The following is a 13,404-nucleotide window of genomic DNA, read 5'->3' as shown; positions in this document are numbered from 1 at the left end:
GCGGAATTTAAGCAGCTTTGTTTGAAATTCAGACTGTTGAACCTCACTCAAATCCGAATTGAAAGCGGATGAATCTATTGCCGAATTCCAACTGTTGTGTTGAATTTCACTCAAACGGAATGACTGTGATTATGTGAAAAAATTAGTGAAATTCCACGCGTGGCAACAACGTGCATAATTAATATGCTTGTTTTATGCGTATCGTGAAATTCTGCCGAATTTCACTAATGGGTAGTTTTTATTTATTAATTTAGTTGACTTAACAACGCATACTAAGTCATGCACAAGCACGTTGGCAACAAGCTGAAAATGAAACCCAATAACAAACATATAATTGGAATATTATTCTTAATGGCAAGTCTGAACTCTTGCAAGTCTGAAATAAAGAATGAATTGACCGAAAAAACATTTCCAGTAGTAATTGAGGAATATTCAAAAAGCAAATTTCATCATTCTGACACAACAACTTTAACTATCCGAAAAAATGACAGCATAAACTTTCACTTATTTGGACTTGAAATTGATGGAGAGTATGAAATAATTATGGATTTACCTTTCGAATTCAATCTGAATGATAGTTCCCAAATTCTGATTGACAAAATTCCTGTAAAACTGGTTTCTGAAAAACAGTATTCTGACAAAAACAAACGGTTGACTGTCAAGAAATATTATTACGACATCGAAAATCAGGCAGATGAAGAAGGAAACTTTTTTGTGATGGAAGACAGAATTATAGCTTTTAGTTCAGATGCTTGGAATTTGCAAAAATTTTATAAATATGAGAATTCGAAAATTACCGAATTACTAAAAAAAGATACAACTGATTTCTTTTATAGATTTAAAAACGACAGAATAATTGAATAAAAGCCAGTTGCCAACAACGTGTATAATTAATTGTTGGGTTCTCGCCTATTCGGAAAATCCTACGGATTCTCCTCTGGCTCGTTTTCTTTTATTATTTTAGACCTAGCCAACACAACTAACCATACACGAACACGTTGTGGTGCATTTAAACAAACCCTAGAAATGAATTTAAAATTTGCCAAATATTTGATTATTATACTGCTTTTGGCAAATTGTGGAAAGCAAGAAACTGAAATAAAGAATTATGGATTGCCAAAAAGTGAAAGTGGAAGTTTAAATGTATCTCTTGAATTATCGGAATTTAAAAATTATGGAAAGCTCATTGACAGAATTCGTGAAATAACCTGCAATGATAGTATTCCAAAATTAGTTATTAAAGAAAAAAATATGATTCGCAATATATATCCGACTGAACTTTGTGAACCGATAATTTTTGACCCAGAAGGAAAACACTATGTTACTTTCCGAAAAGGAAAACCATACGAGTGGCAAACTATTATAGAAATATTAACTGACTCATTAAGCAAAAAACTGACTGAGGATTTTTCATATTATCGGAATTCGGAAAAACTTGAAAGTTTTCTGATTATTTTAGAATCCGAACGAAATGAAAAAACAAACGGAATTGAGAAATTTATAATTGACATAACAAAAGAATACGATAAACTAGAAACTGATTTGGAACTTAATTTTGCATTTTGGGAAGTAGTTCCATATTTGCCACCACCACCTGCAAATGAAAGCGAAAATGAATAAAAACGACACCACAACACCGTGTATAATTAATTGCTTTGGTAAGTGCTTATTTGGAAAATTCCTTCGGAATTTTCTCGCGTTCGTTTTTGTTTACTAAATTAGTTGCTGAAACACGCAACTAACCATACACAAAACCGTTGCCAAGCATAGCGGAATTCCACTCAAACTGAAAAAACAGAACTTTAAAATAACCGAATTTCTGCCGACTCAAACTCCGAAAAACTTACTGTAAACTGAATTTCACTCTGGCGGAATTCTAATGAAACGGAATTTATATAGTTTGCGGAATTTAAGCAGCTTTGTGTGAAATTCAGACTATTAAACCTCACTCAAAACCGAATTGAAAGCGGATGAATCTATTGTTGAATTCCAACTGTTGTGTTGAATTTTACTCAAACGGAATGACATTGATCATGCGAAAAAATTAGCGAAATTCCACGCGTGGCAACAACGTGCATAATTAATATGCTTGCTTTATGCGTATCGTGAAATTCTGCCGAATTTCACTAATGGTTAGTTTTTATTTATTAATTTAGTTGACTTAACAACGCATACTAAGTCATGCACAAGCACGTTGTGCAACATTAAACCGAACTATGATTAAAGATATATTTCTTTCATTTAAAGAGAACATTAAACAGAAAACAACAAATCCATTTTTCGGAACTTTGATATTAGTTTGGATTATCCACAATTGGGAATTAATTTATACTTTTTTCAACTTCGAATCAACAAGCAATTTAAAAAACAGAATTGATTATTTAAACATTCATCTGTCAACTATTCCATTCATAAAAAATTTATTTGTCTGCATAGGAATTACATTTGTTGTACTAATATTATCTTTTGTGTTTATCAATTTCAGTAGATTGATTATAAACATTTTTGAAAAAAAACTTACTCCTTGGATTTATAAGATAACGGACAAAAGTAGCATAGTATTGAAAGTAGACTATGAACTACTTCAAACCGAAAGAAATCAATTATTCAAAAAGGTCGAAGAAGAAAGAGCTGAAAAACTAAAATCACAAGGAGAAGTAAATAAATTAGAAGAAAAGATTTCCGAGCTATTATCTTCAGACGAAATTACAATTGATAATCTTATAGATTCTGAAAATCAAAAAACGACTAATAATAATTCTAAAATATTAGAACTTATTCTCAAAGACAAAAACAAAAAGGAAATTTTTGATAGACTTATTGACACAAGTAATAACGATGATTGGTTTGTAGTTAGTAAAGAAAATATTAAAGATGTAAACTACTTCTTAAGAACAAATGTTGTTGAGATTTCAAATAAAAGTACCAATAACTCTGATTATAGAAAATATGTATTTACAGACTATGGGAATAGTATTAAAAGAGAATATATAAATAAAACGTTGCACAACAACGTATAAAATTAATTGCTAGTTCTAGCCTATTTACGAAAGTCCTCGCGGACTTTCTATCTGTGATTTATTTGCTAACTTTAGTGCTTAAAACACGCAACTAATCTTATACAAACACGTTAGGCAACATTAGAAAAATGAAACAAACATTAATACTTCTTATTGGAATTTTAGTTTCCACAACAGCTTTTTCACAGAATAAAGCAACTGAATTATATACTTCTGGAAACTCGAATTTCAAATCGGGGAATTTTCAAGAAGCCATTTCAAATTATACTGAATTGATGGAAATAGTCGACGAAAAAAGTGTCCGAAAAACTTGTTTCATAAATCGTGGACTTTCCTACGATCGAATTAAAAAATATAATTTAGCAATTTCGGACTTTACAGAAGCAATTAAACTAGACAGTACTGATATGGCTTCATTCATTGACAGAGGACTTTCTTTAATGCACGCTGGAAAATTAGAAAGAGCAAAAGAGGATTATAATTATGTTGTCCTAAAGAACAATAACAATGGAATGATGGAAGCATCTCTTTATTGGCTAGCGCGAATTAATTACTCTCAAGGAAAATTTGAAGATGTAATTAAGAATTGTGATAAATATTTTACCATAAATCCAAAAGACCCAGAATTGTATTTCATTCGCGGAACTGCAAATGATATGTTGCGGAATTTTGAGCAATCAATAATTGATTATTCAAAAGCAATTGAATTGAAACCAAATTATGTGGAATCTATCGCGAATCGTGGAACTGCCAAAGTAAATCTTCTAACTGGAAACGGAAATTTGCAACCGAGCAAAAAAGAAACAAAAAGTGCGTGTAAAGATTTAAAGAAAGCGAAAGAATTAGGAGATAATGCTGTCGAGGATTTGATTTACATTTATTGTGGTAGAAAAGAAAAAAAGAAACGGAATTAATAACGTAGCCTAACACCGTGTATAATTAATTGCTTGCTTCTAGCCTACTTACGAACATTCCTGCGGAATATTCTATCTGTGATTTATTTGCTAACTTAGTTACTTAAATCACGCAACTAACCATACACAATCACGTTGCCATTCATTGGCGGAACGCACTGAAATATTGAAAAATTATGAATAAAAAAACAAAAGTTAGAATTATATGGTATTTGTCTTTTTTGATTCTTTTCTTAACGCTTTGGATAATTTTACATTTTGCGTTTGAAAATTTATCAAGTCAATATAAGGGAATAATTAGTAGTGGAATTGCAGGTTTACTATCCCCAAGAATATCGGAATACGAAAATCAATCAGGAAGACAAACCCAATTGAAATGGATTTTTATGAAAAAAGCAATTACAATGTGAAAACTGAACTAAAAGTCAAAACCCAATTGTTTGCGGAATTTAGCAAGTTGTGGAATTGCTCACTCAATCGGAACTGAAAAATTTAATAAGAATTATTATGACTAAACAAACTAAAGCAATAATAAAATCTAGTTTAATTTTTGGAATTGTTTGCGCTGGACTGATGGCTGGATTTGATTATTCTGACGGACAAGATTTCAGAATTTGGAAATCTATATTCCACGCTTCATTTTTTGGGATATTTATGGGATTTATGTCAAAATATAATCTAAAAAAACAAGCGGAAAAAGAAAATAACAAGCCTGAATAAAAACAACGAAATGGCAACACCGTGTATAATTAATTGCTTGTTTTAAGACTACTTACGAACATTCCTGAGGAATATTCTATCTGTGATCTATTTGCTAACTTAGTTCCTTAAATCACGCAACTAACCATACACAATCACGTTGCCATTCATTGGCAGAACGCACTCAAAAAATGAATAAAATGATTTTAAAAATATTAGTCGGAATTATTTCTATAGTGTTTAGCTTCGGTTTAACATTAATGATTAAACCACATATTGGTGTTTATGTAAAATCTGAAATTATTCTTAATATTCTGCAATTAATATTTACAATTGTTGGCTTCGGAGCAATTTATGGCGTAATAGATAAAAATCTATTGAAAAAATAATTAAAAACAGAAATTCTTGACTGAATGAAAATCATCACAGACTTTTAATCTTATTTACGGAATCGAAACCAAAACCGAATTATGCGGAATTTAGCAAGCTCTATAATTACTCACTCAATCGAAATTGAAAAAATTTGCGAAATAAATCGCTGACCGAATTCACTCAAACTCTAGAAAATCTAAAAACGGAATAAAGTCGAACAATTACAATTCTGAATAAAAACAACGAAATGGCAACAACGTGTATAATTAATGGCTAGTTCTCGCCTACTTACGAACATTCCTGCGGAATATTCTATCTGTGATTTATTTGCTAAATTAGGTGCTTAAACACGCCACTAATCATACACAAAACCATTGTAAAACATTGCAGAACGAAATCGGAAATAAAATACTGGAACTTTAAAAGATAAAAATATAATGGCTGAAAATAAAACAAAAAAAGGAGATTTAGGATTGATGATTGTTGCTGGGGGAATTATTCTAGTTGGAATTATTGGTCTCTTTTTCAACAGCACTTTTGGCGGAATTACTCTTGCTGTCGGACTTGGAATTTTATTAATGGGATTTTTATCAGAAAACCCTAAAAATAAGATTGAAAACAACAAAAATTGAAATTCATAATTAGATAAATAAAAACTGAAAAAGTTATTGCGGAATAAAACGCTGACTGAATTTTCTCAAACGTTGAAAATAAAAAAGGAATTCAATCGGAAAATACTGAATCGAAAAACAACGATTTTACAACACCGTGTATAATTAATTGCTTTGTCACTGCCGACTTACGAACATTCCTGCGGAATATTCTATCTGTGATTTATTTGCTAAATTACTCGCTTAACCACGCAACTAACCATACACATCAACGTTGCCAAGCATAGCGGAATTCCACTCAAACTGAAAAAACTGGACTTTAAAATCACCGAATTTCTACCGACTCAAACTCCGAAAAACTTACTGTAAACTGAATTTCACTCTTGCGGAATTCTGATCAAACGGAATTTATATAGTTTACGGAATTTAAGCAGCCTTGTGTGAAATTCAGACTGTTGAACCTCAATCAAATCCGAATTGAAAGCGGATGAATCTATTGTCGAATTCCAACTATTGTGTTGAATTTCACTCAAACGGAATGACATTGATTATGTGAGAAAATTAGCGAAATTCCACGCGTGGCAACAACGTGCATAATTAATATGCTTGTTTTATGCGTATCGTGAAATTCTGCCGAATTTCACTAATGGTTAGTTTTTATTTATTAATTTAGTTGCTTAACAACGCATACTAAGTCATGCACAAGCACGTTGCCAGTAATTAGAAAATGAACTACGAAATTTACATAATAATCGGATTTATAATTTTTCCTATTGGAATATTATTTGCTTATTACAAAGATTACAAACAGAATAAAACGGAATTCAAAGCATCTTTGAAAACACTTGGAAAAGGAATTGCTATGGCAATTAGTTATTCTTTAGTTTTTATCTTTTTGAGTACTTTATATAAAAATTTTATTCCCTTAAATAAAAACCACGGAATTGAATATAATTCAGAACGTGAAAAATTTGGAATTCCTAAAATTGGGAAGAATTGGGAAAACAGAAAATATCAATCTGACCAATTCACAACTTATTGGTGGAAAACCGAAAAAAAAGATGGGCATTTCAAGAAAATTATTGAATATGGAATTCTAAAAGCGGAATCTGAAACTGATTATTATAGAAAGAAAAATAGAAAAGGAACTTTTGCTTGGTCAAAATATAATTTTGGAAATAATACTTTTGAATATTTTATTGAAAAACCGAATGAAAATGAAATGTCAATAAGTAAAAAAGGAAAAGTAAAATATGGAAAACCAACAATTATTGTGAATATAAATAAATCTGAATTTGAAAAATATATAAATGAATAAAAAAACTACTGGCAACACCGTATAAACTTTATTGCTGGCTTCTCACCTACTTGCGAAAGTCCTCGCGGACTTTCTTGGTCGGTAATTATTTACTAACTTTACTGCTTAAAACACGCAACTAACCATACACAAAACCGTTGCCAAGCATAGCGGAATTCCACTCAAACTGAAAAAACAGAACTTTAAAATCACCGAAATTCTGCCGACTCAAACTCCGAAAAACTTACTGTAAACTGAATTTCACTCTGGCGGAATTCTGATCAAACGGAATTTATATAGTTTGCGGAATTTAAGCAGCTTTGTGTGAAATTCAGACTATTGAACCTCACTCAAATCCGAATTGAAAACGGATGAATCTATTGCCGAATTCCAACTGTTGTGTTGAATTTCACTCAAACGGAATTACATTGATCATCTGAAAAAATTAGCGAAATTCCACGCGTGGCAACAACGTGCATAATTAATATGCTTGTTTTATGCGTATCGTGAAATTCTGCCGAATTTCACTAATGGTTAGTTTTTATTTATTAATTTAGTTGCTTAACAACGCATACTAAGTCATGCACAAGCACGTTGTGCATAATTTATCAAAACCCTATAAAAATTGACATTTAAGGAAATTTATAATCTGACAATTAAATATTATCCATCCGAAATTGATATTACTGACGGAAAAATGGTTGAAAAAGGTAGCGGAAAATTTAAAAAGTTATCGGAATCGTGGAACGAAGCGGAATTGAAAACTGAAAAGGAATCTGATTTTATCAAACTAATGGTTTGGGGCATTTTTTGCGGATATCATAAAAAAGCAATTGACAACTTTATGAACGGAAAAAAGACAGTTTCTTTGAATGAATTGGATATGGAATATTTGAAATACAAGTTTGAGGAAAGCCTACTCAATACGGAAGATGATTATTACACTGAATTAAGAACAGAATATAAAACTGAATGAACAAAAATATTTTATTATTATTATTTCTCATATTTACTTGTTTAAGTTATGGGCAAAAGGTAGAAATTGATTCTACAGACACATTAATCTTTAATGACAAAAAAGTTTCTTTAGATTTAACGAGAGACGAACTGAAAGAAGTTTTTGGAAATCCCGATAGAATTACTTTAAAACATAATATCATCTGGACTTATGACGAGTTAGGGTTTATGATTTACATAAAGCCACAGACCCTGAAAATTATGAATATTACTATTAATTTCAAAAAGGAAACTCACGATTTTTCCCCAAAAGAAAAATTTAAAGGAACACTAATTATATTTGGTTCAGTTGTAACCGAATACACAACTTCTGCTGGGTTGAAAAGTATTGAAAAAGAAGCGATAAAGAGAAATAGGCCACCAGTTTATTCCATAAAAACATCAAATCATTCTATGCATTTCTTTCAAGATGAGAAAATGAAATCTGAATTATCAGGTTGCGAAATTAATCTGATATAAAAACTATGCACAACACCGTATATAATTTATTGCTAGTTCTAGCCTACTTACGAAAATCCTCGCGGATTTTCTATTCGGTTTTTATTTGCTAGATTAGGTGCTTAAACACGCAAAAAAACATATACAAGCACGTTGGCAGTAATTTGAAAAAAATGTTATGAAAAGAATTAAATTATTAATTATCTCTCTATCGTTAGTATTATTTTTTTCGTGTGAGAAAGATGACGTTAGAGAAGAATTACCTGGAACACCGACATCAATCTCTGGAACTGTTAAAGACTATCATCGAAATTTAGATGTGAATAGTTTTGAGATAAAACTAATTAAATATTGGTCGTGTCCTGGTGGAGGATTAGGACCCAATTATTGTACAAAAGAAATTGCAACAACTTATTCAGATATTGATGGAAACTACCAATTAGATTTTGACTACAATTTACGAAGTGATGAAAATTATCGATTAGCTTTTAATGAAACTGAAAACAACACCTATTATTATGAATTTGTTTCAAATTCTGGAGAATTTTATAGAGATTATGAAACTTCGAATTTAGTTGAGGGAGAAAATAATATTCTAAATTTAAATGCTTTTATTCCAATTGAATTAAAATTTAACCTCACTGTTTTAAATAATCACACACCACCTTTAATTACTGGAATAGAATATAATGACAATTTTGACTTTGGTACTGAATTTACCTATGATAATTTTAAGTCGTTTGAAAGAAAAACTCGACCAAATTCTGAAATTAATATTAAATTTTGGTATATCGAAAATTATAATTCAAATAGTCCGATTTTTCACTACGCACCAGTTGTTTCATATCAAACTGGCGAAAATGAATTAACTGAATTGGATTTTGAAATAGACTGCAATGGATTTTAAAAAACTACTGCCAACACCGTATATAATTTATTGCTGGCTTCTCGCCTACTTACGAAAGTCCTCGCGGACTTTCTTGGTCGGTAATTATTTACTAAATTGGTTGCTTAAACCACTCAACAAACCATATACAAACACGTTGGCAGTAATTTAAAAATGAGAGACGAAAAAGCTTATATATATTTTGATGAATATGGAAACACTCATTTAGATACTGAATCTAAGTCAGGAACTTTTTCTCATTTTATATATACTGCAATTGTTATAGATGAAAACAATTTAGAAAAGGCAATCGACATTAGACAAAAAGTTTCAGACAAATATCGTCAAGGTTCACCATTGAAATCTTCAAAAAAACTGCCTATTGACAAAAGATTAAAAATGATAACTGAGTTTAATGAGTTAGATTTTGGGATTTTCAGTTTAGTTATCGACAAAAGAAAAATTGACAATAAAAACCTTGAAGACAAAAAAACGTTTATCAAATTTTTCCAAAGGTTATTTTTGAAACAATTTGTAAACAGATATAAAAACTTCGAAATTTATTTTGATAAAACTGGAGATAAAGCGTTTAAAGAAAGTCTATATAATTATGTAAACAAACGTATTTTCTCACCTACTCTTTTTGAACCAGATAGAAAATATATAATTGCAGATGACAAGTATGAAGAACCTTTAATTCAAATAGCGGATTTTTTCTCAGGCTGTGTTGGAAAAATATATTGCGTAAGTCATAAAGATAAAGATGCGGACAAGATATTTGACGCTATTAATAAAAAACTATTTGTTGACTTTTTACCTTTCACTACCTCAAATTATTTGGGAAATTATAGCGAAGATTTAGATGCAAATGATAAAAAAATAAGAGAATTTTGCCTTAATTTAACTATTGAGTATCTGAAAACTAAAAAATGTACGATTGAAGAATCTGAGCTTTTAAAACACCTTTTACTTATTTTTAAAACTAACCCAAACAAACTCGCAGAGACTTATGAATTAGTAAATGTCCTAAAAAGAATAAACCCAAAGATTGAAAAAGAACAAATAAGAGAGATTATTTCTTCTCTGAGATATAAAGGCATTCTTGTTGTGAGTATTGAAGGAAAATATGGATACAAAATACCGAATAAAAAAAATGATTTAGTTGGTTATTACAATAGATATCTTAAAAGCATAATCCCAATGTTGACCAAAATTAACATTGCTAATAATGCAATAAAAAAAGAATATTTTGAAATTGACATTATTAATGAAAATGAAAGTTTGTCTCTTTTACAGAATTTAATTAATGTAGTAGAGTACAAAAAAATTGAATAAAAACTACTGCCAACAATGTATATAAAAAATAGCGCAAGTCATTGATGAAACTATGGTTTGGGCATTTTTGGAAAGTCGCCAAATTTTTAAATTTGACAAATTCCAAAAAATAAAATAATTAATAAAATTTAAAAATTCGGCTTGTGTTTATCCTAAAAGTAACCGCTTATTTTCAGCGCTACTTTTCATATACGAGACGTTACAACACATTAAAGCAAATTGGAAGAAACTAACAAGCCTAGATTAAATGTATTAATAAAAGCTCCGATTATAATTATTGCTATTGTTGTTTTAATTCTTGATTATAAACAATTAGTAGATTACTATACAACAGTTGGAAATAATGGTGGAATTTCTGAGTATTTCAAAATTGCATTTAGTACTTCAATTCTAAGGTCATCTCTTTTGCTTATCATTCCTTTCAGTGGAGTTTTTATTAATAATAAAATTGGATGGTTACTAATTTGTTCATTCTATTATTTTTGGCTTTTATTTTTTATTTATTTCTCTATAAGTACAGAATTAGAAAGAGACGGAACAATTGTGTTTGTTGCTGGTGTAATTATAATCTCTATCTTTTTATTATTATTAATGAATAGTTATGAAAACAGTAAATTAGTTTATGGAATAAAGAGAAGTGATTTATTAAAAACGAACATCGCTGCATTCATCATAGCAATAATTGAAATACTGCTTATAGTTTTATTGAATTTCACAAAAGCATAATATAACGTGTTGTAACAACGTGTATAATTAATTGCTAGGTCTAGCCTACTTACGAATATTCCTGCGGAATATTCTATCTGTGATTTATTTGCTAACTTAGTTCCTTAAATTACGCAACTAACCATACACAATCACGTTGGCATTAATATACCAGACCAACTCAAAAATCACATTTGAAATTAAAAATTGAATGATAAAAAAAAGAATCTTTAGATTTATTAAGCGATATGTAATCGGATTAATAATCTTTTTAATAATCGCTCTAATTGGACTTTATATCTATTTTGTAAAGGTAGACAAACTCGAATCCGAATAAAAAATACCTCAAATCACTTTAGAAAATCAGTTTGGAGAATTAAAATCGTTTAGTGATTATAAAGGAAAAGTACTTTTAGTAGATTTTTGGTTTCAAGGTTGCAAACCTTGTTTAGAAGAAATGAAATTTTTCCCTGAACTATTAAAGAAATATGATTCTGAATTAGCAATAATGAGTATAAGTATTGACCCAAAAGAAAAGACTGAATATCTTCTTGAGCAAAAACCTAAACCTTGGAATTTCTTGGTTTCTAACAACAAGAATTGGACATTTTATAATGACAATAGAAAAGACCAAAGTTTAGTGTATGAGTTAAAAATAGCTGAATATCCAACATATTTACTTTTTGACAAAAAAGGCGATTTAATAAGCACACCAAATAACGGAATTGCAGCTGTTGAAAATGAATTAAGTGGAATATTTGGTCACGATTTGACTTTTAAAACTGACAGATATAAAGAACTTTCTGAAAAGTTTCCTTATTTAGTCATTCCTTATACAATATTGGTTTTTCTGATATTGTTTATTCAATTATTAATATTTGGAATTAAGAAACTGATTGGAAATAAAAAATACTAATGCCAACACCGTGTATAATTAATTGCTTGTTTTAAGCCTACTTACGAACATTCCTGCGGAATATTCTATTTGTGATTTATTTACTAACTTAGTTCCTTAAATCACGCAACAAACCATATACAATCACGTTGTGGTGCATTTGAAAATGAGAACATCTTTAGAAATATTAGCCAAGGCAATAACTGAATACAGAGCTGAAGGAACAGAACTAATGAAAAGACTTGGAAACAAATTTGGCTATGATATTTTTGTTAATGAACAATATGAGGAATTTGTAACAAAAAGTAATCCTAAAGTTCCAAGAAAAGGAAAACTTTCAGAAAGAGTTAATTATGCTTTTCACGGAGGAGAATGTCATTTTCATAAAAAGAAAACACAGCAAAATATAGAAGTGATTTTATCAAATCCACCTAAATTTGGAAAAATAGATGCTTGGTTCTTAAAGTCATATTTAGACAGCACAGAGGAATACAAAGAGTATAGTGAAAAATTAGATTGGCAAGATTTGAAACCAATGTTAATTGAATTGTATCGGGCTGGATTTATAAAAGAAATAAAATGAATACAAGTTTGGAAAAAATATCATTTGAGACTGAATCATATTTAATTGACTCGACAAGTCAAGAGAGATATTTTCCGTTTTTGGAATTTGAATTCAATGAATCTGCTATTTATGAAAATGATATTCCGAAATACTTCTTAAGCTTTTCAGAAGATTTAAAATCAGTACACGAAGTCGGCAACTGGATAATGGATGATTTGGAAAAAAACGGACACAACTTAAGGCAGTTGATTATCGAGCTTGGTATTAGTTTTAATTTAAAATGGGATATTTTCTCATCGAATGTTGGAAAGATTGTAGAGGACAGTTGGAAAAGTGAAACGATTGAACTGATTAGGTTTAGCGACAATCTGATTAAAAAAACAAAAACGACACCACAACACCGCGTATAATTAATAGCTTGTTTTAAGCCTACTTACGAACATTCCTGCGGAATATTCTATCTGTGATTTATTTGCTAACTTAGTTGCTTAACTATACACAAACACGTTGTTGGTAATGAAAAAAATGATTGAATACTTTAACATATCTTCAGGAAATTGGTATTTCCTGCTAGTAATTATAATCTTATTATATTTAATAATTAATTGGATAGTTTGAAAATTTATTAAAAAAGGAATTTCAAAAACTAT

Annotated in this window: 16 protein-coding genes; all 16 read left to right on the top strand. The window is 29.9% G+C overall.

What is annotated here, in order from left to right; genetic code table 11:
• Positions 1-309 precede the first annotated feature (309 nt).
• Positions 310-864, top strand: coding sequence for a hypothetical protein (locus ACZ2G2_RS11395; protein ID WP_470392165.1), 555 nt, complete (start codon positions 310-312; stop codon positions 862-864).
• A gap of 162 nt (positions 865-1,026) precedes the next feature.
• Entirely contained in the window at positions 1,027-1,620 is a 594-nt protein-coding gene (locus ACZ2G2_RS11390) for a hypothetical protein (protein ID WP_470392163.1), read from the top strand.
• A 941-nt stretch (positions 1,621-2,561) separates the two neighbouring features.
• Positions 2,562-3,020: a hypothetical protein gene (locus ACZ2G2_RS11385; protein ID WP_470392161.1), complete on the top strand. Its 459-nt coding sequence runs from the start codon at positions 2,562-2,564 to the stop codon at positions 3,018-3,020.
• Positions 3,021-3,148: 128 nt separating this feature from the next.
• Positions 3,149-3,934: a tetratricopeptide repeat protein gene (locus ACZ2G2_RS11380; protein WP_470392160.1), complete on the top strand. Its 786-nt coding sequence runs from the start codon at positions 3,149-3,151 to the stop codon at positions 3,932-3,934.
• A 507-nt stretch (positions 3,935-4,441) separates the two neighbouring features.
• Positions 4,442-4,654 (top strand): hypothetical protein, encoded by a 213-nt coding sequence (locus ACZ2G2_RS11375; protein WP_470392159.1) that lies wholly within the window; start codon positions 4,442-4,444, stop codon positions 4,652-4,654.
• A 179-nt stretch (positions 4,655-4,833) separates the two neighbouring features.
• Positions 4,834-5,022 carry a hypothetical protein gene (locus tag ACZ2G2_RS11370; RefSeq protein WP_349374291.1) on the top strand — a complete coding sequence of 63 codons (189 nt, stop codon included), beginning with the start codon at positions 4,834-4,836 and terminating at the stop codon, positions 5,020-5,022.
• A gap of 420 nt (positions 5,023-5,442) precedes the next feature.
• The gene (locus tag ACZ2G2_RS11365; protein WP_470392158.1) at positions 5,443-5,637 is read left to right on the top strand and encodes a hypothetical protein; all 195 of its coding nucleotides are present in this window, start codon (positions 5,443-5,445) and stop codon (positions 5,635-5,637) included.
• A 706-nt stretch (positions 5,638-6,343) separates the two neighbouring features.
• Positions 6,344-6,934 carry a hypothetical protein gene (locus ACZ2G2_RS11360; protein WP_470392157.1) on the top strand — a complete coding sequence of 197 codons (591 nt, stop codon included), beginning with the start codon at positions 6,344-6,346 and terminating at the stop codon, positions 6,932-6,934.
• Positions 6,935-7,538: 604 nt separating this feature from the next.
• A complete protein-coding gene (locus ACZ2G2_RS11355) occupies positions 7,539-7,889 on the top strand; it encodes a hypothetical protein (protein ID WP_470392156.1) in 351 nt (116 codons plus the stop codon).
• Positions 7,886-8,389 (top strand): DUF7738 domain-containing protein, encoded by a 504-nt coding sequence (locus tag ACZ2G2_RS11350; RefSeq protein ID WP_470392155.1) that lies wholly within the window; start codon positions 7,886-7,888, stop codon positions 8,387-8,389. The genes ACZ2G2_RS11355 and ACZ2G2_RS11350 overlap by 4 nt, the downstream gene beginning before the upstream one ends.
• A gap of 157 nt (positions 8,390-8,546) precedes the next feature.
• Entirely contained in the window at positions 8,547-9,275 is a 729-nt protein-coding gene (locus ACZ2G2_RS11345; protein ID WP_470392154.1) for a hypothetical protein, read from the top strand.
• Positions 9,276-9,428: 153 nt separating this feature from the next.
• On the top strand, positions 9,429-10,589 hold the full coding sequence (locus ACZ2G2_RS11340; protein ID WP_470392153.1) for a DUF3800 domain-containing protein: 1,161 nt from the start codon (positions 9,429-9,431) through the stop codon (positions 10,587-10,589).
• 219 nt (positions 10,590-10,808) lie between these two features.
• A complete protein-coding gene (locus ACZ2G2_RS11335; RefSeq protein ID WP_101202582.1) occupies positions 10,809-11,315 on the top strand; it encodes a hypothetical protein in 507 nt (168 codons plus the stop codon).
• A gap of 319 nt (positions 11,316-11,634) precedes the next feature.
• Positions 11,635-12,210, top strand: coding sequence for a TlpA family protein disulfide reductase (locus ACZ2G2_RS11330; RefSeq protein ID WP_470394913.1), 576 nt, complete (start codon positions 11,635-11,637; stop codon positions 12,208-12,210).
• A 145-nt stretch (positions 12,211-12,355) separates the two neighbouring features.
• Entirely contained in the window at positions 12,356-12,772 is a 417-nt protein-coding gene (locus tag ACZ2G2_RS11325) for a DUF6896 domain-containing protein (protein WP_470392152.1), read from the top strand.
• 8 nt (positions 12,773-12,780) lie between these two features.
• Positions 12,781-13,164: a hypothetical protein gene (locus tag ACZ2G2_RS11320; protein ID WP_470392151.1), complete on the top strand. Its 384-nt coding sequence runs from the start codon at positions 12,781-12,783 to the stop codon at positions 13,162-13,164.
• Positions 13,165-13,404: the final 240 nt, after the last annotated feature.

Source organism: Olleya sp. KKT75, assembly GCF_055635485.1.
This window is presented reverse-complemented; position numbering and strand designations above follow the sequence as displayed.

Excerpts from the sequence above, each read along its gene's own strand:
- ACZ2G2_RS11395 (WP_470392165.1), top strand. The coding sequence starts at position 310 with ATGAAACCCAATAACAAACATATAATTGGAATATTATTCTTAATGGCA.
- ACZ2G2_RS11390 (WP_470392163.1), top strand. The coding sequence starts at position 1,027 with ATGAATTTAAAATTTGCCAAATATTTGATTATTATACTGCTTTTGGCA.
- ACZ2G2_RS11380 (WP_470392160.1), top strand. The coding sequence starts at position 3,149 with ATGAAACAAACATTAATACTTCTTATTGGAATTTTAGTTTCCACAACA.
- ACZ2G2_RS11375 (WP_470392159.1), top strand. The coding sequence starts at position 4,442 with ATGACTAAACAAACTAAAGCAATAATAAAATCTAGTTTAATTTTTGGA.
- ACZ2G2_RS11370 (WP_349374291.1), top strand. The coding sequence starts at position 4,834 with ATGATTTTAAAAATATTAGTCGGAATTATTTCTATAGTGTTTAGCTTC.
- ACZ2G2_RS11365 (WP_470392158.1), top strand. The coding sequence starts at position 5,443 with ATGGCTGAAAATAAAACAAAAAAAGGAGATTTAGGATTGATGATTGTT.
- ACZ2G2_RS11360 (WP_470392157.1), top strand. The coding sequence starts at position 6,344 with ATGAACTACGAAATTTACATAATAATCGGATTTATAATTTTTCCTATT.
- ACZ2G2_RS11350 (WP_470392155.1), top strand. The coding sequence starts at position 7,886 with ATGAACAAAAATATTTTATTATTATTATTTCTCATATTTACTTGTTTA.
- ACZ2G2_RS11345 (WP_470392154.1), top strand. The coding sequence starts at position 8,547 with ATGAAAAGAATTAAATTATTAATTATCTCTCTATCGTTAGTATTATTT.
- ACZ2G2_RS11340 (WP_470392153.1), top strand. The coding sequence starts at position 9,429 with ATGAGAGACGAAAAAGCTTATATATATTTTGATGAATATGGAAACACT.
- ACZ2G2_RS11325 (WP_470392152.1), top strand. The coding sequence starts at position 12,356 with ATGAGAACATCTTTAGAAATATTAGCCAAGGCAATAACTGAATACAGA.